At 61.3% G+C, this 23,007-nt stretch carries 30 protein-coding genes and 1 tRNA gene; 12 read left to right on the top strand and 19 right to left on the bottom strand.

All coding sequences use genetic code 11. The features are described 5' to 3' along the window. Window positions 1–45: 45 nt before the first annotated feature. The 5 genes from ACZ9EJ_RS05280 to ACZ9EJ_RS05260 form a co-directional block, all read right to left on the bottom strand. Entirely contained in the window at window positions 46–366 is a 321-nt protein-coding gene (locus ACZ9EJ_RS05280) for an ArsR/SmtB family transcription factor (RefSeq protein WP_046639050.1), read from the bottom strand. A gap of 98 nt (window positions 367–464) precedes the next feature. After that, window positions 465–890, bottom strand: coding sequence for an arsenate reductase (glutaredoxin) (gene arsC, locus ACZ9EJ_RS05275; protein WP_046639049.1), 426 nt, complete (start codon window positions 888–890; stop codon window positions 465–467). A 2-nt stretch (window positions 891–892) separates the two neighbouring features. Further along, on the bottom strand, window positions 893–1,591 hold the full coding sequence (locus ACZ9EJ_RS05270; RefSeq protein WP_251089940.1) for an aquaporin: 699 nt from the start codon (window positions 1,589–1,591) through the stop codon (window positions 893–895). A 2-nt stretch (window positions 1,592–1,593) separates the two neighbouring features. Continuing rightward, window positions 1,594–2,103, bottom strand: coding sequence for an arsenate reductase ArsC (locus ACZ9EJ_RS05265; protein WP_046639047.1), 510 nt, complete (start codon window positions 2,101–2,103; stop codon window positions 1,594–1,596). 105 nt (window positions 2,104–2,208) lie between these two features. Beyond that, window positions 2,209–2,559: an ArsR/SmtB family transcription factor gene (locus ACZ9EJ_RS05260; RefSeq protein ID WP_046626651.1), complete on the bottom strand. Its 351-nt coding sequence runs from the start codon at window positions 2,557–2,559 to the stop codon at window positions 2,209–2,211. Between the two features lie 156 nt (window positions 2,560–2,715). On the opposite strand from ACZ9EJ_RS05260, the gene ACZ9EJ_RS05255 reads away from it, so the two are divergent. Continuing rightward, window positions 2,716–2,886 carry a hypothetical protein gene (locus ACZ9EJ_RS05255; protein ID WP_251089939.1) on the top strand — a complete coding sequence of 57 codons (171 nt, stop codon included), beginning with the start codon at window positions 2,716–2,718 and terminating at the stop codon, window positions 2,884–2,886. 127 nt (window positions 2,887–3,013) lie between these two features. Here the strand turns inward: ACZ9EJ_RS05255 and ACZ9EJ_RS05250 are convergent. Further along, window positions 3,014–3,089, bottom strand: a tRNA-Ile gene (locus ACZ9EJ_RS05250). 240 nt (window positions 3,090–3,329) lie between these two features. Between ACZ9EJ_RS05250 and ACZ9EJ_RS05245 the strand changes: the two genes are divergently transcribed. Beyond that, entirely contained in the window at window positions 3,330–4,079 is a 750-nt protein-coding gene (locus ACZ9EJ_RS05245; protein ID WP_046639046.1) for an SIMPL domain-containing protein, read from the top strand. A 163-nt stretch (window positions 4,080–4,242) separates the two neighbouring features. Here the strand turns inward: ACZ9EJ_RS05245 and ACZ9EJ_RS05240 are convergent, their stop codons facing one another. The 6 genes from ACZ9EJ_RS05240 to ACZ9EJ_RS05215 form a co-directional block, all read right to left on the bottom strand. Continuing rightward, the gene (locus tag ACZ9EJ_RS05240) at window positions 4,243–4,599 is read right to left on the bottom strand and encodes a hypothetical protein (protein ID WP_046630981.1); all 357 of its coding nucleotides are present in this window, start codon (window positions 4,597–4,599) and stop codon (window positions 4,243–4,245) included. Window positions 4,600–4,751: 152 nt separating this feature from the next. After that, the gene (locus ACZ9EJ_RS05235) at window positions 4,752–5,174 is read right to left on the bottom strand and encodes a secondary thiamine-phosphate synthase enzyme YjbQ (protein ID WP_046630983.1); all 423 of its coding nucleotides are present in this window, start codon (window positions 5,172–5,174) and stop codon (window positions 4,752–4,754) included. 56 nt (window positions 5,175–5,230) lie between these two features. Then, window positions 5,231–5,584, bottom strand: coding sequence for a DUF1428 domain-containing protein (locus tag ACZ9EJ_RS05230; RefSeq protein ID WP_046630985.1), 354 nt, complete (start codon window positions 5,582–5,584; stop codon window positions 5,231–5,233). 145 nt (window positions 5,585–5,729) lie between these two features. Continuing rightward, entirely contained in the window at window positions 5,730–6,128 is a 399-nt protein-coding gene (locus ACZ9EJ_RS05225; protein ID WP_046630987.1) for a DUF427 domain-containing protein, read from the bottom strand. A 109-nt stretch (window positions 6,129–6,237) separates the two neighbouring features. Continuing rightward, on the bottom strand, window positions 6,238–7,278 hold the full coding sequence (locus tag ACZ9EJ_RS05220; protein ID WP_046639045.1) for a zinc-dependent alcohol dehydrogenase family protein: 1,041 nt from the start codon (window positions 7,276–7,278) through the stop codon (window positions 6,238–6,240). Between the two features lie 124 nt (window positions 7,279–7,402). Next, window positions 7,403–8,467, bottom strand: coding sequence for a DUF930 domain-containing protein (locus ACZ9EJ_RS05215; protein ID WP_046639044.1), 1,065 nt, complete (start codon window positions 8,465–8,467; stop codon window positions 7,403–7,405). Between the two features lie 241 nt (window positions 8,468–8,708). Here ACZ9EJ_RS05215 and ACZ9EJ_RS05210 point away from each other — a divergent pair, with 241 nt between their 5' ends. The 4 genes from ACZ9EJ_RS05210 to ACZ9EJ_RS05195 are packed head-to-tail and all read left to right on the top strand — an operon-like array spanning window position 8,709 to window position 10,261. Next, window positions 8,709–9,194, top strand: coding sequence for a TetR/AcrR family transcriptional regulator (locus ACZ9EJ_RS05210; RefSeq protein ID WP_251089938.1), 486 nt, complete (start codon window positions 8,709–8,711; stop codon window positions 9,192–9,194). Between the two features lie 5 nt (window positions 9,195–9,199). After that, complete coding sequence (locus ACZ9EJ_RS05205) at window positions 9,200–9,544, top strand: DMT family transporter (RefSeq protein WP_046639042.1); 345 nt, start codon at window positions 9,200–9,202, stop codon at window positions 9,542–9,544. Window positions 9,545–9,596: 52 nt separating this feature from the next. After that, entirely contained in the window at window positions 9,597–9,839 is a 243-nt protein-coding gene (locus tag ACZ9EJ_RS05200; RefSeq protein ID WP_046630997.1) for a type II toxin-antitoxin system Phd/YefM family antitoxin, read from the top strand. Next, on the top strand, window positions 9,839–10,261 hold the full coding sequence (locus ACZ9EJ_RS05195) for a type II toxin-antitoxin system VapC family toxin (protein ID WP_046639041.1): 423 nt from the start codon (window positions 9,839–9,841) through the stop codon (window positions 10,259–10,261). The genes ACZ9EJ_RS05200 and ACZ9EJ_RS05195 overlap by 1 nt, the downstream gene beginning before the upstream one ends. 62 nt (window positions 10,262–10,323) lie before the next feature. On the opposite strand, the gene rpoD is transcribed toward ACZ9EJ_RS05195, so the two are convergent. From rpoD to dnaG, 3 genes are all read right to left on the bottom strand, one after another. Next, on the bottom strand, window positions 10,324–12,387 hold the full coding sequence (gene rpoD / locus ACZ9EJ_RS05190; protein ID WP_037076197.1) for an RNA polymerase sigma factor RpoD: 2,064 nt from the start codon (window positions 12,385–12,387) through the stop codon (window positions 10,324–10,326). A gap of 416 nt (window positions 12,388–12,803) precedes the next feature. Beyond that, complete coding sequence (locus ACZ9EJ_RS05185; protein ID WP_046631003.1) at window positions 12,804–13,151, bottom strand: GFA family protein; 348 nt, start codon at window positions 13,149–13,151, stop codon at window positions 12,804–12,806. An 87-nt stretch (window positions 13,152–13,238) separates the two neighbouring features. Continuing rightward, the gene (gene dnaG / locus ACZ9EJ_RS05180; RefSeq protein ID WP_046631005.1) at window positions 13,239–15,242 is read right to left on the bottom strand and encodes a DNA primase; all 2,004 of its coding nucleotides are present in this window, start codon (window positions 15,240–15,242) and stop codon (window positions 13,239–13,241) included. 354 nt (window positions 15,243–15,596) lie between these two features. Between dnaG and ACZ9EJ_RS05175 the strand changes: the two genes are divergently transcribed. Together ACZ9EJ_RS05175 and ACZ9EJ_RS05170 are read left to right on the top strand one after the other, a co-directional pair. Continuing rightward, entirely contained in the window at window positions 15,597–15,728 is a 132-nt protein-coding gene (locus ACZ9EJ_RS05175) for a BrnT family toxin (RefSeq protein WP_251089937.1), read from the top strand. Continuing rightward, a complete protein-coding gene (locus ACZ9EJ_RS05170; protein WP_046639040.1) occupies window positions 15,694–16,023 on the top strand; it encodes a BrnA antitoxin family protein in 330 nt (109 codons plus the stop codon). The genes ACZ9EJ_RS05175 and ACZ9EJ_RS05170 overlap by 35 nt, the downstream gene beginning before the upstream one ends. Before the next feature lie 108 nt (window positions 16,024–16,131). Here ACZ9EJ_RS05170 and ACZ9EJ_RS05165 read toward each other — a convergent pair whose 3' ends face one another. Beyond that, complete coding sequence (locus ACZ9EJ_RS05165; RefSeq protein ID WP_046639039.1) at window positions 16,132–16,584, bottom strand: GatB/YqeY domain-containing protein; 453 nt, start codon at window positions 16,582–16,584, stop codon at window positions 16,132–16,134. A 326-nt stretch (window positions 16,585–16,910) separates the two neighbouring features. Here ACZ9EJ_RS05165 and carA point away from each other — a divergent pair, with 326 nt between their 5' ends. Next, window positions 16,911–18,116, top strand: a complete 1,206-nt coding sequence (gene carA / locus ACZ9EJ_RS05160) for a glutamine-hydrolyzing carbamoyl-phosphate synthase small subunit (RefSeq protein ID WP_046639307.1) — start codon at window positions 16,911–16,913, stop codon at window positions 18,114–18,116. Between the two features lie 98 nt (window positions 18,117–18,214). Next, window positions 18,215–18,565 (top strand): hypothetical protein, encoded by a 351-nt coding sequence (locus tag ACZ9EJ_RS05155; RefSeq protein ID WP_046639038.1) that lies wholly within the window; start codon window positions 18,215–18,217, stop codon window positions 18,563–18,565. A 24-nt stretch (window positions 18,566–18,589) separates the two neighbouring features. On the opposite strand, the gene ACZ9EJ_RS05150 is transcribed toward ACZ9EJ_RS05155, so the two are convergent. Further along, window positions 18,590–19,987 carry an MATE family efflux transporter gene (locus tag ACZ9EJ_RS05150; RefSeq protein ID WP_046639306.1) on the bottom strand — a complete coding sequence of 466 codons (1,398 nt, stop codon included), beginning with the start codon at window positions 19,985–19,987 and terminating at the stop codon, window positions 18,590–18,592. Between the two features lie 127 nt (window positions 19,988–20,114). Next, a complete protein-coding gene (locus tag ACZ9EJ_RS05145; protein WP_046639037.1) occupies window positions 20,115–21,374 on the bottom strand; it encodes a TCR/Tet family MFS transporter in 1,260 nt (419 codons plus the stop codon). Window positions 21,375–21,640: 266 nt separating this feature from the next. Between ACZ9EJ_RS05145 and ACZ9EJ_RS05140 the strand changes: the two genes are divergently transcribed. Beyond that, the gene (locus ACZ9EJ_RS05140; protein ID WP_046639036.1) at window positions 21,641–22,120 is read left to right on the top strand and encodes a DUF2938 domain-containing protein; all 480 of its coding nucleotides are present in this window, start codon (window positions 21,641–21,643) and stop codon (window positions 22,118–22,120) included. Here the strand turns inward: ACZ9EJ_RS05140 and ACZ9EJ_RS05135 are convergent. Then, window positions 22,117–22,440: an ArsR/SmtB family transcription factor gene (locus tag ACZ9EJ_RS05135; RefSeq protein WP_046639035.1), complete on the bottom strand. Its 324-nt coding sequence runs from the start codon at window positions 22,438–22,440 to the stop codon at window positions 22,117–22,119. The two genes, ACZ9EJ_RS05140 and ACZ9EJ_RS05135, sit on opposite strands and share 4 nt — an antisense overlap. A gap of 50 nt (window positions 22,441–22,490) precedes the next feature. Here ACZ9EJ_RS05135 and ACZ9EJ_RS05130 point away from each other — a divergent pair, with 50 nt between their 5' ends. Continuing rightward, on the top strand, window positions 22,491–22,973 hold the full coding sequence (locus ACZ9EJ_RS05130) for an SRPBCC family protein (protein ID WP_046639034.1): 483 nt from the start codon (window positions 22,491–22,493) through the stop codon (window positions 22,971–22,973). The last annotated feature ends 34 nt before the right edge of the window (window positions 22,974–23,007 follow it).

Raw genomic sequence — 23,007 nt, 5'->3', positions numbered from 1 at the left:
ACGGTATTTCCGGAAATTTCGAAATTTACGTGTAAAAAAATGCGGTCAGGCGACGACCCTGGTCCTTGGCCCGTCGCATCCCTGGTCAGCGCAGCACTCGTCGACGAGGTAGCCGATCAGGGCATTCATGTGGTTGTAGTTCGCCGTGCAGATAAGCGTCGTCGCCTGGCGGTCCTGGACGACCAGCCCCGTCTCAACCAGTCGCTTCAGATGATGCGACAGCGTCGATCCGGGGATATCCAGCTTCTCCTGAAGGCGGCCGACGGGAAGGCCCTCCTCGCCCGCCCGCACCAGAGCGCGGTAAATCTGCAGGCGGGTGACGTTGCCGAGCGCTTCGAGCTGAGATGCCGCTTTTTCGATGTTCATGGAAATAAGATAGCGGCGAAAGCCGGACGGGTCAAGGCTATTTCCACAATCATCGAAATATGTCGAGCCGATTTGAGCTTGCCGCTGCAGGAAAAGCTTCAGGCAATACGCTTTCCTTCATCGTCGAGGACGCGCTCGCCGTCTTCCTTTGTGAAAGGTCCCTTGAACGCGTCCGCGGGCAGGATATCCAGGACCAACTCGGACGGCCTCGACAGGCGCGTACCCAATGGCGTTACGACGAACGGCCGGTTGATCAGGATCGGGTCCTTCAGCATCGCGTCGAGAAGCTCCTCGTCGGTCAGTTCCGGATTGTCGAGCCCGAGTTCCATGTAGGGTGTGCCCTTTTCACGGATCGCCTGGCGCACGGTCAATCCGGCGTCTGCGATCATCCGGACAAGTTGCTCGCGGGTCGGCGGGGTTTTCAGATACTCGATCACCGTCGGCTCGATGCCGGCGTGCTGGATCAGCTCCAGAGTGTTTCGGGAGGTCCCGCAGGCGGGGTTGTGATAGATGGTGACGTCCATGATCAGTCGGCTCCTTGAGCAATAATAGAGGGAACTTCTTTGCGGTGCTCGGCAAATAGCCATCCGGCCAGAGCGGCGGCGGCGAGCGCTCCGAGGATCTGGGCAATGACGAAACCCGGCAGATCGATAGGCCGAATGCCGGAGAAAGTATCGCTGATGCTCCGTGCAATGGCGACCGCGGGATTGGCGAAGGATGTGGATGCGGTGAACCAGTAGGCTGCCGTTATGTAAAGACCCACCAGCAGAGGGATCGCGTCGCCCTTGAAGCGCAAGCCGCCGAGAATGGTAAGCAGCAAACCGAAAGTCGCGACCGCTTCCGCGATCCATTGAGCCGATCCCGTACGGATCGTCCCGGACATTTGGAGGAGCGAAAGGTCGAACATCGCATGCGCGACCATGGTTCCGGAAACGCCGCCCGCTATCTGTGCCAGAATGTAAGGTGTGACCAGAGCGACCTTGAATTCGCCACGCACGGCGAAAACCATCGTCACGACGGGATTGAAGTGCGCTCCAGAGATCGGACCGAGGATCGTGATCAGCACGAACAGGATCGCTCCAGTCGGTATCGTATTGCCCAGCAGGGACATGGCGATGTCGTCGGTCAGGCGATCCGCCATGATGCCCGAACCGACGACGGTTGCGACGAGGATTGCGGTGCCGAGGGCCTCCGCGACCAGACGGCGTCCAAGATCGACAGCCATGCTCATTCGGCCTTCTGGGAATTGTGGCCGATCTCGTCCAGTCGTTTCTGGAGTGCCAGCTTGTCGAGGCTTGCCATCGGCAGACTGGTGAAGATGGAGAGGCGGTTGTTGAGCATCCTGTACGTGTCGTCGAAAGCGAAGTGCTTTTCGGCTTCGGTCCCCTCGGCGGCGGCGGGATCGGGAACGCCCCAGTGGGCCGTCATCGGCTGTCCCGGCCAGACCGGGCATGCCTCGTTTGCGGCGTTGTCGCAGACGGTAAACACGAAATCCATCTGCGGAGCGCCCGGAGCCGCGAACTCCTCCCAGTTCTTCGAGCGGGCGAAGCTGGTATCGTGGTTCAGGGTCTTCAGGAGCTGGAGCGCGTAAGGGTGGACCTCGCCTTTGGGCTGGGAGCCGGCCGAATAGGCCTTGAACCTGCCCTGGCCGACCCTGTTCAGGATGGCCTCGGCGATGATGGAGCGGGCGGAGTTCCCGGTGCAGAGGAAGAGGACGTTGTAAGTGCGATCAGACATGACAATTGTCCCTGGTAACGTTGTTCCGATTGGCCTGTTTCTATTTTCCGCTTCAGATGCCCCGGACCGACCGCCGAGGGCGCCGGCAGCGGCGACTTCGAGCGGTCATGCCTTCGCCGCAGCGGGAGCGCAGCAGGCGGCAACCTCTGCCGCGGGGGCGCAAATTTCCGGATGACCGCCACAGCAGTCCTCCATCAGAAAGCGCACCAAATCGCCGAGGACCTCGATATTCGCCCTGTAGATGATCGAGCGGGATTCACGCTGCTGGAGGACGAGGCCCGAATGTTCGAGTTCCTTGAGATGAAACGAAATATTGGACGGCGACACCCCTGCCCGCTCGGCAATCGAACCTGCGGCCATGCCCTCGGGTCCGGCGACAACCAGCATCCGGACAATGTGCAGTCGCGTTTCTTGCGAGAGAGCGCCAAAGGCTCCCAGAGCCTGCTGCTGATTCAACATTCATACAATCCTTGAAATATTGAATTCTGAATACTCCAGCGACGCCGTCTTTGCAAGAGGACCACCCTTGGCGGCACGCTGGCAACCTTCAGTCCGGCGAATGATGTCACCAAAATCCAGTCCCCATGGCTTCAACACCTGGAGAGAAGCGGCATGGAACTGTTTCTGGAAGACTTGGCGGAAGCCGGGATTAAAAATACTCGCGGCCTGCAAAAATCGCCAGCGACGATCGTTGCAAACGGCAGCGCCACGGGGAACGCGCCGATCAGTCAGTTCGACCGACCGAGTTCCAAGAGGGCCGAGGTATACGAAAAGGCTGACTGAGCACGTCTCGGCATTCAGGCACCGCGTATTGTATTGGGAACAGCTTGAGAACGAACTCGCGTCACCGTGAATATTGGAAGGGGAGCGATCCTAAAAACACTGCCAAATCAATAGCAAACACCGGAAATGGTGGGCCCGGAGGGACTCGAACCCCCAACCAAGCGGTTATGAGCCGCCGGCTCTAACCATTGAGCTACAGGCCCGCCGATCCGGCAGAAGTGGGGCGCAATGGTTCGCCGTCACATCGAGGTTCGCTCTAACGCAATTCACGAGATGCTACAAGCCGTTGCCGCAATAGCTTCACAATCAACCGGCAGGTAGGCTCGTCTGGCGCGAACAGGCCGAGCCGATTCCCGTTTCGGCGGGTTCGCGCGGCAGACGGAACATGACGGGCGGATCCGGGAACAGGTTTCCTCCGCCCCGACAGATCGGAGAGAACATCCATGCGCGTTGCGCTTTCGTCGTCACGTCTCGTCCTGGCAGCCGCATTTGCCGGTGCGGCCGCCGTCTCGTCCGCGGGTCAGGTCTTGGCCCAGGATATCCGCCCCCGCGAGCCGGTCATCAATGTGCTCGGCGAGGGCCAGGCCTCCGTGCCGCCCGATATGGCGGTCGTGACGCTCTCGGTGGTGCGCAACGGCCAGACCGCGGAAGCGGCACTTTCGGCCAGCAGCGCCGCCATGAGGGAGGTGCTTGCGGCCGTGAAGAGCGACGGCATTGCCGATCGCGATGTTCAGACCAGCAATTTCTCGATCTATCCGCAATATCGCCATCCCGAGCCGAAGGGCGGCGTCATCGACCCGCCGCAGGTCATCGGCTATGAAGTGTCCAACACGCTCACCCTCAAGGTCCGCGATCTTCAGAAACTCGGCGGTCTCATCGACCGTTCGGTGAAGCTCGGCGTCAACCAGGGCGGCCAGATCACCTTCACCAACGACAAGCCCGACGACGTGATGACCGAGGCGCGGAAAAAGGCGGTCGCCGAAGCGCTCGCCAAGGCAAGGACGCTGACGGAAGCGGCCGGCGTCAAGCTCGGCCGGATCCTGGAAATCAGCGAGAACTCCATGCGCCCCGCGCCGCAGCAGATGATGCGCATGGCGATGGCCAAGGACATGGCCGCCGAAGCGGTTCCGGTCGCCGGTGGCGAGAACACCTATACGGTGACCGTCAACGTCACCTTTGCCCTCGAGCAATAAGTACGGATTGTTCAACAAAGCCGGGCGCCCTCCCCAATGGCACCCGGCCCTTCCTCGCCCGCAATAAGACAAAAGAACGCCCCCACCAGATCGTCAGACCTGGTGGGGGCGCTTGTCCTCCGTCAACGGGCGATGGAGACGGAAGGGCTGTTTGGGATGAAGACTAGCGGCGAATGACGGGGCAGCCGCGCTCGTTGGCGAAGGCGATGCGGTCCGGGCCGCGGCGGCCGAAACCGGCAACGATCACGACACGGCGGCCGGCATCCACGACGCGGGCGCGGCGCAGACCCATCCGGCTTGCCTTTTCTTCTGCCAGCCAGGGAGCGCAGCCGCGGGGGCCGCGATCCGGACGCCAGTCACGATCACCGCCGCGATCCGGACGCCAATCGCGGTCACGGTCACGATACTGGACCTGAATGGCGAATTCCGGGCCGGCGGCAGCAGCCGTCGGGGCCGTTGCGGAAAGGCCGGCAAGTGCGATGAGGGCGGCCGCACCGGCTTTAACGATCATGCTGGTCATGGGATATTCTCCGAAATCCGGGCCAGGTTCTGCGGCCCAATGGTTGTTCCTCTCGCCTTTTGAGCGATTGGCGCGACCCTAGCCCAGCGGGTCTGAACAAGATCCTAACTTGCCATTCAGCCGGCATTCATGTCTCGCTCAGAGCCAAAAGATCATGGAGAAAGGTGCAGCACGACCTGGCGGACATGCGGGTGGTCGCGATGTTCGAAAAGGTAGATGCCCTGCCACGTGCCGAGCACCAACCGTCCGTCCCGGACCGGAATGCCGAGCGAGACGGCGGTCAGCGCCGCCTTGATATGCGCCGGCATATCGTCGGGGCCTTCGGTCGTGTGGGTAACCCAGCGCATGCCGGGATCGGTGGTCGGCGGCACCAGACGGGAGAAGAAGGTCTTCAGGTCGCGGCGGACATCCGGATCCGCATTTTCCTGGATGATCAGGGAGCAGGACGTGTGGCGCACGAACACGGTGAGCAGCCCCTCGCCCACCTGCGCGCGGCGCAAAAAGTCCTGCGCCGCGTCGGTGAATTCGTAGAGCCCTTGGCCGCTTGTGGAGATCGAAATCACGGTCTGGGGCATGGGAGCGTCCTTGATTAAGAGTGCCTGCACGGAATGGCACTCCTATCACCGGCCGACTACAATGTCAGGAAAGGCTCGAAGCCGCCAAAGATCATCCGCTTGCCGTCGAAGACGTGGGTCCACTCGTCTCCGGAAAACCGCTCGTCCTTCATCACCCTCGCATTGATCTCGTCCCGGCGGGCCCGGCTTTCATAGGTGATCCAGGAGAAGATGACGATCTCGTCCTCCCTGGCCTGCACCGCGCGCGGGAAGGACGTAAGCTCTCCATAGGGCACGTCGTCGGCCAAGCATTCCACATAGGACAGTGCGCCGTTTTCCATCCACACGGTGCCGGCAAGGCGCGCCATGTCCTTGTAGCGTTCGAGATTGGCCTTGGGGACGGCAAGAATAAACCCGTCGACATAGGGCATGATTTTCCTCCTTGTTGCGTCAACACCCCAAGGACGTGGGAGGGAAAGCAAAGCCGACAAGGGTGTCGGGTTTTTCTTCGCCTCCAGGGTTCTTACCCGCAGGGCCCCGAAGCGCGGCAAGCGCGCTCGACCGCCCATCCGCTTGTCAGAACTGGCCTGCTTCCGGCGTGCCAAACTCCTCGATGGAGTCGACCCGGTCCGGATAGAAGGCGACATGCTGTTCGATCCCGGCAACCGCGTCATACGGGTTCTCATAGGACCACACGGCATTCTTCGATCGCTCGCCGCCGGCGGGAATGCTGAAATAGGAGGCCTCGCCCTTGTAGGGGCAGTAGCTCTGGTGGTCGGTTCGCTCAAGCAGCGACATGTCCACATCCTTGCGGGGAATATAATGCACCGGCGGATAGGAGGCCTCGCGCAGCGTCAGCGAATTGACGCTGTCGGCGACCACCTTGCCTGCGAGCTTCACTACCACCCGCGCCGGATTGTGCTCGACGGTGATCGGATGATCCGGTCCTGGAATTCTCTGGGCTCTGGCGTTCATGGCTCGTCCTTTCGGGTTCGACGCATGCCTTGCATATAGGGCGCGCCCAACCGTCACCAAGCGGCCGAAGCGGAATGCTCCGGCCAAGGCTGACGAACAATTCCGAACGTCAGAATGTGGTGATCACGCTGATTCCGGGTGTTTCCGACTTGTCCATCGTCATCAGCCCCGGCACCGCCTCTTCCAGGCTGATGCGCCTGGAAATGAGCTGCTGCGGCTTCATCTTGCCGGCCGTCAGCATGGCGAGCATGGCGTCATAGCGCCAGGCCTGCATGCCGTGGCTGCCGTAGATCTCCAACTCGTGGCCGATCACCTGCGCCATCGGGATCGAGGGCGTCGCGTGTTCGCCGAGCATCAGCCCGACCTGCACATGCCGGCCGCGGCGGCGCAGATTCTTGATCGAGTTGAAACAGGTGACGGGATGGCCGAGCGCATCGATCGACACATGCGCCCCACCCTTGGTGATCTCGCGGACTGCCTCGACCACGTCCGGCACGGTGCTCGCATTGATCGTCGCGACAGCGCCGCATTGACGGGCAAGCGCCAGCTTGTCCTCGGAAAGATCGATACCGATCGCGTTGGCGCCGAGCGCCGTGGCGATCATGATGGCAGAGAGCCCTACACCGCCGCAGCCATGCACGGCGACCCAATCGCCAGGCCCGGTGCGGGCCTGGTCGGCAACAGCCCGGAAGGAGGTCGCAAACCGGCAGCCGAGGCTCGCCGCCGTCGCATCGTCGATCTCCTCGGGCAGGTGCACAAGGTTCGTGTCGGCATAATCGATCGCCACATATTCGGCGAACGAACCCCAATGGGTAAAGCCCGGCTGGAACTGGTTGGGGCAGACTTGGCTGTTGCCGGAATGGCATTCGGAGCAATGGCCGCAGCCGGAGACAAAAGGCACCGTCACCCGATCGCCGATCTTGAAGCGCATGACGCCCTTGCCGGTCGCCACCACCTTGCCGGCCAGCTCATGGCCCGGCACATGCGGCAGGCGGATATCGGGATCGTGCCCCATCCAGCCATGCCAGTCGCTGCGGCAGAGCCCCGTCGCGCCGACCTTGACCACCACGCCGCCAAAGGTCGGCTCCGGGTCGGGAAGATTGCGGATTTCGGGTGCCTTTTCAAAGGCATCGTAGAACATGGCTTTCATGGCAGGCCTCATCTTCAATGTGGCCGCAGCATAGTCAAAGAGGCTCGCGGGTCAATCAAGCCAGGCGGCGACTCTTGCTATACCTGCATCAATTACGCCCCGACTAGGCGTAGGCGGAGGCTTCTCACAATTCCGGAAAGCCGCGCCTGCGCCACTCGCTTTGCGGCACCGGCGCGCCGATGTCGAATGCGAAGGACACGATTTTGGTGGCATCGTCATCGACCTCGCAGCGGAAACTCAGGTCGTACCACTGCGCATTGGCCCGGAAGGCGCCCCGCTTAACTTCGAGGACCGTGCCGCTGGGTAGACGATAGGCCGGCAGCATTTCCGGTCTGTAGGCTTGAGCCGAATGTCGCAGCTGCTCGCGAAGCTCCGTGGCGCAAAGCTGGCCCGCCCGCACTCCTCGTGGCACATTGCGCATCGCCGTCGTGGCAACCGGATCGTCCGTCTCGCTCTGCGAAAACAGCGTCTTTGCCTCCGTCAGCTCGACCGGTTTGGCCCCAGTCGGCGTCTTGGAAGGGTCGCTCTTGGGCGACGCGGCCGGCGGCGCAGTCACGATTTCGGTCTTGGTCGCATCCGGCGAGGTGCCGGCAACGGGAGCGTTCTGCAATCCGTTGGCTGCCGCAATGCCGACCTCCGGCAGTTGGATATCGTCAGGCACCGGATTGGCCGGTGGCGCCTCCACGACGGTAGGGGCCTCTTTCGCCTGCTTTACCGGCTCGACGGCCTGCGCATCCGCCTTGCTCTCGGCGGGCGGAGTAGTCGTTTCCTTCGATGCATTGCCGGTTTCGGATTTCTTCGGCCCGCCATCCTTCTCGCCAAATTCGAAGACCGGACGCAGAACCGGCAAGGGCTGCCCCTTGGCCTGTTCGGCGGAGGGCGGCGGTTCGGCGGGTTTTTCCTCAGGCGCCGCCGGAGGCGGCTCCGCCTTCTTGGCCTCTTCCTGTTTTGCAGGTTCCGGAGGTTTTTTCTCCTCCGGTTTCGCCTCTTCGGTCGGCTTCTTCTCTTCGGCCTTCTGCTCTTCCGGTGGAGGCACGATCTCGACCTGGACGCTCTCCTCCCTCTCCGGCTCGGACTGGTCGACCGGCAGGTGGAAGAAAAGGGCCGCCACGAAGACGACATGCACCAGGATGGAGGCAGGGATGCCCCATCCTATGTCACCGCGCGGCTTTCCAGGTAAATCCGTCATGGCAGCGGATGTAAGATGGAAAGCCGGCCGGATCGAGTCCCCGAGTGATCAAAACAACGCAAAATACAGCTTTCCGGAAACGAGTTGCGCTGCCGCCCCTCTCCCATGGGATCCAAGGGTAGTTTGCCATTGCAAACAAACCGACCATATGGTATTTTTGCTTATGTCACAAGCTCATAGACGCGAAAAACAGCCCGAACAGGTGCGGCGGTCCCTTCTGGATCATGCGGCTCGATGTGCCGTGGACGAAGGTCTCGGCAGCCTCACCCTGCAGGCGGTCGCCAACGCGGCCTCGGTCACCAAGGGCGGGTTGCTGCATCATTTCCCGAGCAAGCAGGCGCTGATCGAAGCCGTCTTCGAAGACCTGCTGGGCAAGCTCGATGTGGAAATCGACCGGCTGATGAGCGAGGACGCAATCGACCGGGGCCGGTTCACGCGTGCCTATGTCGACGCCTTTTTCCAGGTGACCCGCGATGGGGCCGAAAGCCCCTGGGCGGCGCTGTCGATCTCCTGCATGACCGATGCGCGGCTCAGGCAGCTCTGGTCGGAATGGATGAGCGACCGGCTTGAGCGCCATACTGAAACCGACAGTCATCCGGCCCTCAAGCTCGCGCGCTACGCGGCGGATGGCATCTGGCTCGCCAATCTCATGGAGGCGGACGGTCTGCCGGCAAAAGAACTCGCCGAACTCCGCGACCACCTGCAAAGCCTTACGAAACAAGAGTAACGAAAATGAACCCCGCAATCCTCACCTACGGCGCGCTCGCCGGTGCAATCGTGCTGGAAGTCATCGGCACGACTTTCCTGCAGCAGAGCCAGCAGTTCACCCGCGCGCTCCCGACCATCCTGATGGGGCTGTGCTATGGGACCGCCTTCTATCTCCTGTCGATCGCCTTGCGTACGCTGCCGGTCGGCATTGCCTACGCGATCTGGAGCGGCCTCGGCATCGTGCTGATCTCGGCGGTCGGCACTATCCTGTTCCGCCAGACCCTCGACACCGCCGCCATCATCGGCCTCGGCCTGATCATCTCCGGCGTCGTGGTGGTCAACGTGTTTTCCGGTTCGGTCGGGCATTGATTGCGAAAGCAGGACTTCCGACCTATACTTAAGGGACAATTCGGAGATCACGATGACCGCGATCACTCTGGCGGAAGCGAAAGAAAAACTCGGCGAATTGATCGACCGCGTCGCCAAAGGCGAAACGGTTGAGATTACACGCGACGGTCAACCTGTCGCGCAGCTGGCGCCCCCCAAGCCGAGAAAGCAGCCGATCGATTTTGAACGGCTTAGAGCCCTAAGGGAAGGAATGCCACCGCAGGAGGAAGACGCAGGCACCTTCGTGCGTCGAATGCGGGATGACGAAAGATATTGATGTTCTACATCGATACCTCGGCCATTGTGGCACTTCTTTCCAACGAAGCATCAGTCGATCGGGTCGATAGCTGGTTCGCAGCTCAGGAAGCTCTGCCTTTCTTCATCAGCGACTGGACAATCACGGAAATATCGTCCGCTCTTTCCCTGAAACGGCGAGCGGGTAGCCTCTCTCCGACTAAGCATCTTTCAGCGCTGTCGGAATTCCGGATCATGACGAAAACCTCGTTTGAAGTCGTTCCCGTATCAAGAGCGCATTTCCAAACCGCAGCCAATTATACCGACCTTCACGATCTCGGCCTCCGCTCGGGCGATGCACTGCATCTTGCCGTCGCAATGGAAGCCGGCGCCGCGATCGTAACGCTGGACAAGCGCTTTGCCATCGCCGCAAAAGAATTGAGCGGAAGCAGCATCCTTCTTTGACAACAAAAAACCCGGCCTGCTCTCGCAAACCGGGTCTCTTCTTTTCCAATGGTTGAAACCGCTCAGCTGTCCAGGAAGCTGCGCAGCTTGCGGCTGCGGCTCGGATGCTTCAGCTTGCGCAGCGCCTTCGCTTCGATCTGGCGGATACGTTCGCGGGTGACCGAGAACTGCTGGCCGACTTCTTCAAGCGTGTGGTCGGTATTCATGCCGATGCCGAAGCGCATGCGCAGCACGCGTTCCTCACGCGGCGTGAGCGAGGCGAGAACGCGGGTCGTGGTCTCGCGCAGGTTCGCCTGGATAGCCGCATCGATCGGCAGAAGCGCGTTCTTGTCCTCGATGAAATCGCCGAGATGCGAATCCTCTTCGTCGCCCACCGGGGTTTCGAGGCTGATCGGCTCCTTGGCGATCTTCAGGACCTTGCGGACCTTTTCGAGCGGCATGGCAAGCTTTTCGGCCAGTTCTTCCGGGGTCGGCTCGCGGCCGATCTCGTGCAGCATCTGGCGCGATGTGCGGACGATCTTGTTGATCGTCTCGATCATGTGCACCGGAATGCGGATCGTGCGGGCCTGGTCGGCGATCGAACGGGTGATCGCCTGCCGGATCCACCAGGTGGCATAGGTCGAGAACTTGTAGCCGCGGCGGTATTCGAACTTGTCGACCGCCTTCATCAGGCCGATATTGCCTTCCTGAATGAGGTCGAGGAACTGCAGGCCGCGGTTCGTGTACTTCTTGGCGATCGAGATGACGAGGCGAAGATTCGCTTCGACCATTTCCTTCTTGGCGATACGCGCTTCGCGCTCGCCCTTCTGCACCATCGAGACGATGCGACGGAATTCGGCGATCGAGATGCCGGTTTCCGTCGCAAGGTTCTGGATCTCCTGGCGGATATCGCGGATCGTGGTGTTCTCGGCGCGCGCGAATTCCTTCCAGCCGCGGGCGGCCAGATTGGCGATCGACTTCATCCAGTTCGGATCGAGCTCCGCACCCTGGTACTGTTCGAGGAACGAGTCACGCTTGACGCCGTAGGATTCGGCGAGACGCAACAGACGGCCTTCGTTCTGCATCAGGCGCTTGGAAATGTCGTAGAGCTGCTCGACCAGAGAATCGACGCGATTCTGGTTGAGCGACAGCGACTTGACCGCGGTGATCAGTTCGTCCTTGAGCTCCTTGTAGCGGCGCTCCTGGGCCGACGACAGCGTACCGGTTGCCGCCAGACGCTGCTCGACCTGCTGGTCCTGCAGCTTGCGCAGCTTCTTGTAGGTGTCGGCGATCGTGTCGAGCGTCTCCATGACCTGGGGACGCAGCTCGGCTTCCATCGCAGCGAGAGAAAGGCTCGACTCGTCGTCGTCTTCCTCTTCTTCCTCGAGGTTCATGCCTTCGCCGCCGACGGCGGTGATGTCGTCGTCATTGGCAGCGGAGAAGCGGGCCTTGCGGGTCTTTTCCTTCTCCTCGGCAGCCTTGCGGTCGGCCTCGATCTTTTCCGGGCTCTGGAACTGCGGCGCAGCCTTGGCTTCGGGACCGGAATAGGTCGTTTCGAGATCGATGATCTCGCGAAGCAGGGTCGTGCCTTCGTTGAGCTCGTCGCGCCAGATGATCAGCGCCTGGAAGGTCAGCGGGCTCTCACAGAGCCCGGCGATCATCGTTTCGCGGCCGGCTTCGATGCGCTTGGCGATCGCAATTTCGCCTTCGCGCGACAGAAGCTCGACGGAGCCCATTTCGCGCAGATACATGCGCACCGGGTCGTCGGTACGGTCGGTCGGCTCTTTCTTCTTCGCAGTCGCGAGCGCAGTGCTGGAGGTGGTGGCGATTTCGCCGCCTTCGCTCTCATTGTCGTCGCTGTCGCCGTCAGCATCGTCGTCGCTGGCGGTGGTTTCTTCCGCCTCTTCGTCTTCGACGACGTTGATGCCCATGTCCGACAGCATCGCCATCGTGTCTTCGATCTGCTCGGAGGTGACTTCCTCCGACGGCAGGACCGAATTCAACTCGTCCATGGTCACATAGCCGCGCTTCTTGGCGGCTTTGATCATCTTCTTGACGGCGTCGTCAGAAAGGTCGAGAAGCGGACCGTCGTGCGAGCCTTCGCGTTCGTTCTCTGCTTCTTCGTTTTCTTTGACTTTTGTTGCCATGTATTTCGTCGCTTTCCCTGAACGCTACTTTCGCCGCGCTTCGTGGCCACCGGCTGAAGACGGGGTTGACCGCCTTAGTCGCGAATCACTGTCCAACACGTAACGGAATGACCTTTAATTCCCGATTACCATTCGGCGGCCGTTTTTGACTCGAGGACCGTCCTACCAGAGGATCACCGGCCATGTTCGGTGCTATTGACCCACTCCGCCTATTTTGCCTTGAGATGGTGATTCCCACAAATTAACGATCCGTCAAGCCTTTCCATAGGTCATACCCAGGAAAAGTCGAAAATATGCCCTTTGAGGGGTCTAATAGGGGTACGCTCACCAGATTTAACCGATATGTAGGCGGCAGGCCCTGAAAGACAAGGCTTTGCGTAGACATAAAGGTTTATGCTTCTCGTTCGACACGTTCCTCAGCGGGAAGCGCCGTCATACTGGGTTACCGTGAGTGTAGCAATGTCGATTTCCGGCACGCATCTCAGGTTGATCGCCGCCATCTCCGCGCCATTCGGCATCGTCGCCTCGCTGAACGGAGCGATCCCACAATTGGTGCAGAAGTAGTGTGTGATCACATGCTTGTTGAACTGGTAGGAGGACAGATTCTCCCGCGAGGTCGCAAGCTCGAACTGACTGCGCGGAACGAAGGCCAGAAGCACGCCCTTTCTCCGGCAGAGGGAACAGTTACATTCCATCGCGGTATCGAACTCGCCCTCAGCCTCGAAGGCGACATTGCCGCAATGACAGCTTCCCGCAATCCGCATCAGGCTCCCCAATCAGCCGACTCACGCGGATACAATAGGGCCGCGTCATCATTCGGCAAGGGCCAGGATTTCACCGGCCACGCGTCCTCAGCCGTGGCTGACGGCCGCCCCCTTCACCCGGCCCGAAAGCACCCCGAAACCGTCGATAATCGCTTCCTGGTTTTCCATGCGGACGATTTCGAGCTGGACTTCGGAAAGTGCGCGCAAAAGCGGCTCGATCTCGCGGGCATCGCCCGCTTCCGTCGTTTCGGCGATCTCCCGCTCCAGCTCGATCTTCTGAAGCCTGAGCGCCTTGGTGCGCTTGTGCAGCGAGAGCGCCTGGCGATAGCCCTCGCGGGCATCTTCCAGTGCGGCGATCTCGGTCGCGGTCCAGAGCCGCGCGTTACGCACCTGCTGGTCGAGCGACTTCAGGATGACGTCGAACCCCTCGCCGGCAAGCCGCTGCATCAGGTATTCGCGCGAAAGGTTGGCACCGGCCGTTGCGGCCGCCGGCAGCATCGCCGACCAGAAGCGCTGCAGGTCGCGGTTCTCGAAATCGATCGCGGCGATCTCGTCATATTCCTCCAGCAGCAGCTGCGGATGGTTGACGATGGTGAGCGCCAGCACGCTTTCGCGAAGCGCCGGCAGGTCGCGGTAACCGCGCACCAGACCGGAACGGGCAAGACGGTCTGAAACCCCCGCAGCCCGTCCTGCGGCACGAGGCCCCTGGGGCGGACCGCCCTGGCCCGGCTTGCCGCCGCCGGCACCGCGCTGAAAATTCTGCCGCCGGTCGCCGCCGCCGCGCGGAGCCGGCGCGAAAAAGCTGTTCAACCGGTCGCGGATAGCCTGCTGGTAGTGCCGGCGCACGTTTTCGTCGGCGATGACGGAAACGATCTGCTTCAACCGCGCCTCCAGTTCCGCACGTTTTTCCGGCGTGTCGAAACTTGCCGACGACGCCTCTCGCTGCCAGATCATCTCCACCAGCGGCTTTGCTTCGTTAAGCACCTTGTCGAAGGGAGCGCGGCCCTCATGGCGGACGAGGTCGTCCGGATCCTTGCCATCAGGCAGAAGCGCAAAACGCACCGATTTTCCCGGTTTCAGGAAGGGAAGCGCCAGATCCGCGGCACGGCTTGCCGCCCTGAGGCCGGCACCGTCGCCGTCGAAGCAGAGCACCGGCTGCGGCGTCATCCGCCAAAGAAGCTCTAGCTGGTTTTCGGTGAGCGCGGTCCCGAGCGGTGCCACGGCATTCTCGACGCCCGCCTGATGCAGCGCGATGACGTCCATGTACCCTTCAACCGCAATGATCGTACCCTCGCCCTGCCCCGGCTTTCCGACACCTTGGGCCCGCCTGGCACGCGAAAAATTGTAGAGCACCTGCCCCTTGTGGAAGAGCTCGGTCTCGTTGGAGTTGAGATATTTCGCCGGTGCGTCAGGCGCCATCGCGCGGCCGCCGAAGGCGATCACCTTTTCCCGCGACGAGAGGATCGGAAACATGATGCGGTCGCGAAAACGGTCGTAGGAGACCGCGATCCCCTCCCCGTGCACGACGAGGCCACAGGCCTCGATCTGGTCCTTGGGCACGCCCTTGGCGGCCAGATGTTCCTTCAGCGCATTGCGGCTTTCGGGCGCGTAACCGAGACGGAAGGTCTCGATGGTGCGGCCCGTCAGTCCGCGGTCGCGCAGGTAAGCGCGCGCCTTGGCCCCGACGGCGCTCTGGAGCTGGTCCTGGAAGAATTGCGTCGCCAGCTCCATGACGTCGAGCAGCGTCGTGCGTTCCTTCTCGCGCTTCTCGGCCTGGGGGTCCGGCTGCGGCATGGCGATGCCGGCCATGTCGGCGACCGTCTGCACCGCTTCGGGAAAACTCTGCCCTTCGAGATCGGTCAGGAACCGGAAATGATCACCCGAGACCCCGCAGCCGAAGCAATGGTATCGGCCCTTGCGGTCCTCGCAATGGAAGCTCGGGCTCTTCTCGCCATGAAAAGGGCAGCAGGCCCAATAGTCGCCACGCGAAACGTTGGTCTTCTTGCGATCCCACGTCACCCGCCGGCCGACCACGCCCGATATCGGCACGCGATCGCGAATCTCGTCGAGAAAACTGTTGGAAAAGCGCATTTCTACCTCTGCCTTGGCTCTCCCATATAAGCATGGGTCGGAAGGAACGCTACCATCAAGACAAACGCTACCCGCTATTCACAGGCTTGACTGGCAGCGTCCGTGTATATACAAATCGTAGTTACGCTGTGCCACACCAGATCAGGAGGCCGCCCCATGGTTATTTCCCCTTGCTACATCTCAGAAACGGGTCACCATGATCAAGGCGGAAAGATCATTCCCATTCTTTGAGTGGGATGAAGCCAAAAGGCAGACCAACTTTCAGAAACATGGGATAGACTTTCCGGACGCGGCAAAAGCGTTGAAGTTGCCCATATAGAGGTTGAGACCCAACGAAACGGAGAAATCCGGACATTGGCCGTATGTCCCGAGCAGCGACGCCTCATCGCCGTAGTCTACACGATGCGCGGCGAGGTCTGCAGGATCATTTCCGCCAGAACTGCGAGCAAACATGAGCAAAGAGCGTATCGTCAGATATTCGGCTGAAGACATCGACGGAATAGTCGCGAGAGGCGAAAGCAAGACCGACTGGGCGCGTGTCGATGCCATGACCGATGAGGATATCGACCGCGCGATTGCGGACGACCCCGATTGGGCGGAGTTCAAGGATATCGACTGGTCCAAGGCGACGCTTGTCGTGCCGAAGCCCAAGAAGTCCATCTCCCTTCGTGTCGATGAGGACGTCATCGATTTCTTCAAGTCCACAGGCAAAGGCTACCAGACCCGCATCAACGCTGTGCTCAGACACTACATGCGCGAACAGAAGCGCCTCAACAAATAGGAATCGGCGGCAAGTCCGCGATCCGGCCGGCGAGATCCGGAAGAGCAAAAAGGCGGGAATCCGATGATCGGATTCCCGCCTTTCATTTGCCGGTATTGAAAGGGCAGCTTACTTCAGAAGATCTTTCACCACGGCGGAAGCCTTGGCGAAATCCATCTGGCCCGGATGCTTTTCCTTCAGCACCGCCATGACCTTGCCCATGTCGCGCAGGCCCTGCGCGCCGGACTCGGCGATCGCCGCCTTGATCAGCTCCTGCACCTTCTCGTCCGAGAGCTGCTCAGGCATGAATCCCTTGATGATCTCGATTTCCGCGCGCTCTTGCGTCGCAAGCTCGGCGCGTCCGGCATCCTCGTAGATCTTCGCCGATTCCTCGCGCTGCTTCACCATCTTCTGGAGGATCTGCAGGATGTCGTCATCGCTGACCGGGTCCTTGCCGAGACCGCGATTGGCGATGTCGCGATCCTTGATCGCAGTCTGGATCAGCCGCACGGTCGAAAGCCGGCGGGTGTCCTTGGCCTTCATGGATTCCTTCAGCGCATCGGAAAGCTTGTCGCGCAACATCGTTTTTTCTCCTTGGGAAAAGCCCGGTCGCAGGCTGGATGAATTGTGGCTTTTCCTTGGCATTCACGCCGCAGTCATAGACGACAGGTCCGGGCCGATCAAATCAATTCGCCCAAACCGTTGAATCCCATGGCTTATAAACCCCGTGGAATTCTTGAGCGTCGAGATTGACCACCTCGCCCGCTTTGTCTATTTTCCGGCACCTGCACGAGATTTAGAGGTTTGGGCTTGCGCCGGGATTTCCGCGCGCCCGTCTCTCACGACCATAGATGGCCCCCACAGCCTGTCTCTTCAAGGGACGGGACCGGTGAGGCAGAAGGATGGATATGACCGCGACCGCTCCCTGGACCACCAAGAAACCCACCGCATTGCTCGTTCTGGCCGACGGCACCGTGATCGAAGGAACCGGCATCGGCGCGACCGGCAAGGTGCCGGCCGAAGTGGTGTTCAACACCGCGCTGACCGGCTACCAGGAAATCCTGACCGACCCCTCCTATCTCGGCCAGATCGTCACCTTCACCTTCCCGCATATCGGCAATGTCGGCACCAACGAGGAAGACGTCGAGGACCTGACGCCGGCGGCCCGCCGCGGCGCGGTCGGCACGATCTTCAAGGCCGACATCACCGAACCCTCCAACTACCGCGCCGCCAAGGATCTCGACGGCTGGCTGAAGGCCCGCGGCATCATCGGCCTGTCCGGCATCGACACCCGCGCGCTGACCGCCTGGATCCGCCAGAACGGCGCCCCGAACGCCGTCATCGCCCATGATCCGAACGGCGTCTTCGACATCGAAGCGCTGAAGGCCGAAGCTCGTGCCTGGAGCGGCCTCGAAGGCCTCGACCTCGCCAAGGAGGCGACATCCGGCCAGTCGTCGCAATGGGCCCAGAAGCCCTGGGTCTGGAATGAAGGCTACGGCGAACTGAAGCCGGAAGATGCGAAATATCACATCGTCTGCATCGATTACGGCGTGAAGCGCAACATCCTGCGCCTCTTTGCCGGCCTCGACTGCAAGGTGACGGTCGTGCCTGCCCAGACCTCGGCCGAAGACATCCTGGCGCTGAAGCCGGACGGCATCTTCCTGTCGAACGGCCCGGGCGATCCGGCCGCGACCGGCGAATATGCCGTGCCGGTGATCAGGAACGTCATCAAGACCGACATCCCGACCTTCGGCATCTGCCTCGGCCACCAGATGCTCGGTCTCGCTCTCGGCGCAAAAACCGAGAAGATGCACCAGGGCCATCACGGCGCCAACCATCCGGTCAAGGACCACACCACCGGCAAGGTGGAGATTGTCTCGATGAACCACGGCTTCGCGGTCGATTCGAAGTCTCTGCCGCAAGGGGTTGAGGAGACTCACATTTCGCTCTTCGACGGCACCAATTGCGGCCTGCGCGTCACCGGCAAGCAGGTCTTCTCCGTCCAGCATCACCCGGAAGCTTCGCCGGGCCCGCAGGACAGCCACTATCTCTTCCGCCGCTTCATCAACATGGTGCGCGAGAAGAAGGGCGAGCCTGCCCTTGCGGAACGCTGATTTCCGGCGCTCTAAAAAATCCGCAGACGCCTATTGACCTCAACATTGGTTGAGGCCCCATAAACGCCCCTGTTCAGAAACGAGCAGGGGTTTTTCATATGAGCGAAATACAGAATCGACGCATCTTTCGCGTCAACAGGTTTGCGGTTCCGGTCGAAGGGCGCGAAGAATTCATGGCGCTGGTTCACAGGACGCATGAGGTGATCCGCGCCCAGCCGGGATTCGTCGAGGATCTGATCCTTGAACAGGCTTCCATCGCCGGATTGTTCAATGTCATCACCATCCTCCAGTTCGAAGGCGAGGACGTCCTTCAGCCGGTCATCGCCGCAGTCGCAAAATCGGATGACGAGGCAGGTATCGATCGGCAGGCGTTGAGCCGACGCCTCGGCGTGGAGACCAACATCGGCTTCTACCACAGGGCGGTTCTGCAGGAACTCCTGCCGGCCTGACCAACACGGACAGCCCGCTGAAACTCAGTGGGCCGCCATCGTCCGGCGGTTGACCAGCAGCCAGAAACGGCCGCAAAGCAATACGGCCGCAGCCGCAAGCCCGGTGACGAAGCCGAACCAGACGCCCTCGCCGCGAAAACCGAGCGGGAAGGCGAACACCCAGGCGCAGGAAAAACCGATCGGCCAATAGGCGATCAGCGCCAGCACCATCGGCACCCTGGTGTCTTTCAGGCCACGCAACAGGCTGGCACCGACCACCTGCAATCCGTCGACCAGCTGGAAAGCCCCGGCGATCACGATCAGCGGCACCGCCAATTCCAGCACTGTCGCGGCATCCTCCTTGCGTATATCCAGGAAGAGATTGCCGAAGAAGCGCGGGATCGTCGCATAAAGCACGCTGCCGATCGTCGTGAAGAGCACGCTGACCACGAGCACGGCGATGGCGGCGCGCTTGACGCCCAGAAGATCGCCGCGGCCGTCGGCAAGCCCGACGCGCACCGTCGCCACCTGCGACAGGCCGAGCGGGATCATGAAGGCAATCGCCGCGAGCTGCAGCGCGATGCCGTGGGCTGCGAGCTCCAGCTTGCCGATGACGCCCATCAGCAGGGACGCGGCCGAGAACAGGCTGGTTTCCGCCAGAATGGTGAAGCTGATCGGCAGGCCGAGCACGATGATCTCGCGCACCATGCTCCAGTCCGGCCGCCAGAAGCGCACGAAGATCTCGTAGGCACGCATTTTCGGCTGGCTTTCCACATAAAGGAGAGCAGCCACGAAACCGAACAGGTTGGCGGCAACGGAAGCGATCGCCGCCCCGTGCAGCCCCATGTCGGGCGCGCCGAAATGGCCGAAGATCAGCAGATAGGCGAGGCCGGCATTGATGAAGAACATCGCGATCGTGACGTAGAGCACGATGCCGCCCTTCTCGAGCCCGGTGACGAAGCTTCGAAGCGCCATCAGCCCGAGTGCCGGGAAAATGCCCCATTGGGCGATGCGCAGATAACTCTGTGCATTCGCCGCAACATCCGGCTGCTGCCCGAGCGTCAGAAGGATGGGTTCGGAAAACCACAGGAGCGGCGCCGTCAGCACGCCGAAAGCAAGCGCGATCCACAGCCCCATGCGCACCGCACGGCGCACCGAGCGGGTATCGCCGTGCCCGAGCGCCTGTGCCACCATCGGCACCACGGCGCTGGTAAACCCGGTGCCGAAGATGAAGACCAGGAAGAACATCTGGGTGGCGAGCACCACCGAGGCGAGTTCGGTTGTCCCGAGCCAGCCGACCAGGATGACGTCCGTCGTGTTGATTGCCATCTGCGCCAGCTGCGCCCCAACCAGCGGCACGCCGAGTGCCAGGGTCGCACGCATGTGCGCGGACCAGGAATTGTCCGTCGTCGTCACAGCCATGGTGGTGGAAAGGCTCGACATGGGCACCTCCGCAGACGAAAAAAGCCGCTTCCAGGAACTGGCGAGCGGCGGATGATGCAGCCTATAGAGGAGCATCATCCGTGCGGCAACACTTACAGGCGATTCAGTAGAATTTTTGGACGTCGGTTCAAGAAATCTGATGAGTGAGCTCGTTTTCGAGCGGAACCTCAGGCGTTTTTCGTGAAATCCGGCTCAAAAACACCACGGTCGCACAAGCCAGGAAGATCGCCGCCATCATGTAGGGTGCGCCTGCGAACTCCACTTTCGCATGCTCGCCCGTAAACGCGCTGAAGAGCTGCGTGAAGATCAACGGACCGATGATCGTCGTCAGGCTTGTGAGGCTCGTCATCGCGCCCTGCAGCTCGCCTTGGGCTGAGGGAGGCACCTTGGCCGAAGCGATGCTTCGCAGCGCCGGGTCGGCGACGTTTTCGATCGTGGTCAGGAGGATGACGGCATAGACCATCCACCCCTCCCAGGAGAAGGCATAACCGGTGAGGCCGAGGCAGGAGAAGCACAGCCCGAGCACCGCCGTCCTCCATTCGCCGAGCACCGGCACCAGTTTCGGCAGGATGAAGCCCATGACAACAGCGGCGCAGATGCCGAACAGCCCGAGCGACAGGCCGATCTGCCCCTCGCTCCAGCCATAGCGATAGGCGGAGACGAAGGACCAGACCGACGGATAGACGGCGTGCGCCAGCCAGTAGAGGAACATCACCAGCATGACCCAGCCGATGCCCGGATAGTGGCGCATCTGACGCAGGGCGCCGAGCGGATTGGCGCGCTTCAGCTCGAACTTGCGACGGTTCGCCTTGTCGAGCGTCTCCGGCAGCAGGAACCAGGAGGCGACGAAATTGGCGAGCGACAACAGCCCGGCGCCGAGAAACGGCACGCGCGGCCCGAGCTCGCCGAGCAGCCCGCCGATCACCGGCCCGACTGTGAAACCGACGCCGAAGGCGATGCCGATCAGGCCAAAATTCTTGGCCCGGTTTTCGTCATTGCTGATGTCGGCAATGTAGGCCGAGCAGGTGGCGAAACTGCCGCCGGAAATGCCGGCCAGCACCCGGCCGACGAACAGCATCCAGAAGCTGGTGGCAGCCGCGCAGATCAGATTGTCGAGTGCGAAGGTAAGGACCGATGCGAGCAGGATCGGCCGCCGACCAAACCGGTCGGAAAGGTTGCCCAGCAACGGCGCGAACAGGAACTGCATGGCCGAATAGATGAGCAGCAGCCAGCCGCCATCGACGGCCGCCGCACTCATGTCGTCGCCGGTCAGCTCGCGCAGGAAGGTCGGCAGCACCGGCATGATGATCGCGATCCCGATGATATCGAGGAACAGGATCATGAAGACGAGGAAAAGGCCGCGGCGGACAAATTTCGGGTCGAGCATTAAATGTCTCTCTAGCAATGGTGTTTTCTGGAAAGACGATCAACTCGCCGGGTTGCCTACATAACGGCAAAAGAAAACCGAAACAATCCGTGAACATCTCAAATTTTTTGATGAAAGGTACACCACCGTGCATCGTCCAGCCGGGTCGGGATTTCGATGTTCGGGCAACCCGGATGTTCCGTCTGGAAGACCGGAAGGCCTCGACAGCCCAAACCGGAGCCCATAGAGATTGGAGGTGAACTCCCTCTCTCAGGCAGATCTCTTTCATGATCGAACTTTTCTGGCGCGGCATCCTCATAGGCCTTGGCGCAACCATCCTGATGGATCTCTGGGCGATCGTCCTGCACAAGGTCTTCGGCCAGCCCAAGGCCAACTGGGCGCCGGCGGGCCGCTGGTTCTGGCACCTGCGGCGCGGAAAGGTCTTCCACGACAGCATTGCCGCCGCTGCCCCTTACGAACATGAACTCGCCCTCGGCTGGGCCGGCCATTATGCCGTCGGTCTCCTCTACGGGGTGATCCTTGCCGTGATCGTGGGGCCGGCCTGGTTCGCCGCACCGACCTTCATTCCCGCGTGGATTTTCGGCATCGTCACCATCGGTGCCGGCTGGTTCCTGATGCAGCCAGGCCTTGGTCTCGGATGGGCCGCCTCGAAGACGCCGAGGCCGAACAAGGTGCGTCTCCTCAATTTCGCCGCCCACACCGTTTTCGCGCTCGGGCTTTACGGCACCGCTCTGCTGATCCGCTAGTCTTCCAGATCCCGCTTCATCCGATCGAGCATGTCGACCGCACGCGCCGCATAGGCGCCGATCCAGCGGTCGTGGATCGCCTTGATCGGCAGCGGATTGAGGTGGTTCCAGCGCTCCCTGCCCTCGCGCTTCACCAGCACCAGGTCCGCACCTTCCAGAACCTTCAGATGCTGCATCACGGTGCAGCGGTCGAGCTTGGGAAACCGGGCGCAGAGATCGCCCGTCGTCTGCGGCCGATCCTTCAACTCGTCCAGAATCTCCCTGCGAACCGTCGCCGCCAGGGCCTTGAAAATCAGGTCGTTTTTTTCATCGCTTGACATGTTATATTTTTATAACATTATAAGGCAGGGAGAAACAAGGGAGAAAGATCATGGAACTGAAGTTCAAGGTATCGGGCCGGATCTCGAAACCGGTCGAGGAAGTCTTCGAAGCCGTTGCCGACCCGAAGAAGCTGTCGGGTTATTTCACCACAGGCGGTGCCAAGGGACGGCTCGAACCCGGCGCGACGGTCACCTGGGATTTTCACGACTTTCCGGGCGCCTTCCCGGTCGACGTGGTCGAGGTGGAAAAGAACAGGAAGATCGTGCTGCGCTGGGATGCGACGGAGGGCAATGCGGCCGAACAGGGCCCGGAAAACGTCGCGCCCGCCGACTACAAGACGACGGTCACCATGACCTTCGAGCCACTGGAGGATAGTCGCACGCTGGTGACGATCGCAGAGGAAGGCTGGCGCGAAACGAAGGGCGGGCTGGAAGCCTCCTACGGCAACTGCCAGGGCTGGTCGCAGATGCTCTGCGCCATGAAGGCCTATGTCGAATACGGCATCAACCTGCGCGAGGGGATGTATAAGTAATTTGGCTCCTGAGGGTGCCGCTCACCCCCTCTGC

The sequence above is a fragment of the Neorhizobium sp. USDA 3394 genome (assembly GCF_056280385.1).
This window is presented reverse-complemented; position numbering and strand designations above follow the sequence as displayed.

Excerpts from the sequence above, each read along its gene's own strand:
- ACZ9EJ_RS05150 (WP_046639306.1), bottom strand. The coding sequence starts at position 19,987 with ATGTCGAGCCTTTCCACCACCATGGCTGTGACGACGACGGACAATTCC.
- ACZ9EJ_RS05130 (WP_046639034.1), top strand. The coding sequence starts at position 22,491 with ATGGAACTGAAGTTCAAGGTATCGGGCCGGATCTCGAAACCGGTCGAG.
- ACZ9EJ_RS05145 (WP_046639037.1), bottom strand. The coding sequence starts at position 21,374 with ATGCTCGACCCGAAATTTGTCCGCCGCGGCCTTTTCCTCGTCTTCATG.
- ACZ9EJ_RS05235 (WP_046630983.1), bottom strand. The coding sequence starts at position 5,174 with ATGCCCCAGACCGTGATTTCGATCTCCACAAGCGGCCAAGGGCTCTAC.
- carA (WP_046639307.1), top strand. The coding sequence starts at position 16,911 with ATGACCGCGACCGCTCCCTGGACCACCAAGAAACCCACCGCATTGCTC.
- ACZ9EJ_RS05245 (WP_046639046.1), top strand. The coding sequence starts at position 3,330 with ATGCGCGTTGCGCTTTCGTCGTCACGTCTCGTCCTGGCAGCCGCATTT.
- ACZ9EJ_RS05270 (WP_251089940.1), bottom strand. The coding sequence starts at position 1,591 with ATGGCTGTCGATCTTGGACGCCGTCTGGTCGCGGAGGCCCTCGGCACC.
- ACZ9EJ_RS05195 (WP_046639041.1), top strand. The coding sequence starts at position 9,839 with ATGTTCTACATCGATACCTCGGCCATTGTGGCACTTCTTTCCAACGAA.
- arsC (WP_046639049.1), bottom strand. The coding sequence starts at position 890 with ATGGACGTCACCATCTATCACAACCCCGCCTGCGGGACCTCCCGAAAC.
- ACZ9EJ_RS05215 (WP_046639044.1), bottom strand. The coding sequence starts at position 8,467 with ATGACGGATTTACCTGGAAAGCCGCGCGGTGACATAGGATGGGGCATC.
- ACZ9EJ_RS05155 (WP_046639038.1), top strand. The coding sequence starts at position 18,215 with ATGAGCGAAATACAGAATCGACGCATCTTTCGCGTCAACAGGTTTGCG.
- ACZ9EJ_RS05225 (WP_046630987.1), bottom strand. The coding sequence starts at position 6,128 with ATGAACGCCAGAGCCCAGAGAATTCCAGGACCGGATCATCCGATCACC.
- ACZ9EJ_RS05165 (WP_046639039.1), bottom strand. The coding sequence starts at position 16,584 with ATGTTGCGCGACAAGCTTTCCGATGCGCTGAAGGAATCCATGAAGGCC.
- ACZ9EJ_RS05140 (WP_046639036.1), top strand. The coding sequence starts at position 21,641 with ATGATCGAACTTTTCTGGCGCGGCATCCTCATAGGCCTTGGCGCAACC.
- ACZ9EJ_RS05135 (WP_046639035.1), bottom strand. The coding sequence starts at position 22,440 with ATGTCAAGCGATGAAAAAAACGACCTGATTTTCAAGGCCCTGGCGGCG.
- ACZ9EJ_RS05280 (WP_046639050.1), bottom strand. The coding sequence starts at position 366 with ATGAACATCGAAAAAGCGGCATCTCAGCTCGAAGCGCTCGGCAACGTC.
- ACZ9EJ_RS05230 (WP_046630985.1), bottom strand. The coding sequence starts at position 5,584 with ATGCCCTATGTCGACGGGTTTATTCTTGCCGTCCCCAAGGCCAATCTC.
- ACZ9EJ_RS05255 (WP_251089939.1), top strand. The coding sequence starts at position 2,716 with ATGGAACTGTTTCTGGAAGACTTGGCGGAAGCCGGGATTAAAAATACT.
- ACZ9EJ_RS05170 (WP_046639040.1), top strand. The coding sequence starts at position 15,694 with ATGAGCAAAGAGCGTATCGTCAGATATTCGGCTGAAGACATCGACGGA.
- rpoD (WP_037076197.1), bottom strand. The coding sequence starts at position 12,387 with ATGGCAACAAAAGTCAAAGAAAACGAAGAAGCAGAGAACGAACGCGAA.
- ACZ9EJ_RS05220 (WP_046639045.1), bottom strand. The coding sequence starts at position 7,278 with ATGAAAGCCATGTTCTACGATGCCTTTGAAAAGGCACCCGAAATCCGC.
- ACZ9EJ_RS05185 (WP_046631003.1), bottom strand. The coding sequence starts at position 13,151 with ATGCGGATTGCGGGAAGCTGTCATTGCGGCAATGTCGCCTTCGAGGCT.
- dnaG (WP_046631005.1), bottom strand. The coding sequence starts at position 15,242 with ATGCGCTTTTCCAACAGTTTTCTCGACGAGATTCGCGATCGCGTGCCG.
- ACZ9EJ_RS05265 (WP_046639047.1), bottom strand. The coding sequence starts at position 2,103 with ATGTCTGATCGCACTTACAACGTCCTCTTCCTCTGCACCGGGAACTCC.
- ACZ9EJ_RS05200 (WP_046630997.1), top strand. The coding sequence starts at position 9,597 with ATGACCGCGATCACTCTGGCGGAAGCGAAAGAAAAACTCGGCGAATTG.
- ACZ9EJ_RS05205 (WP_046639042.1), top strand. The coding sequence starts at position 9,200 with ATGAACCCCGCAATCCTCACCTACGGCGCGCTCGCCGGTGCAATCGTG.
- ACZ9EJ_RS05240 (WP_046630981.1), bottom strand. The coding sequence starts at position 4,599 with ATGACCAGCATGATCGTTAAAGCCGGTGCGGCCGCCCTCATCGCACTT.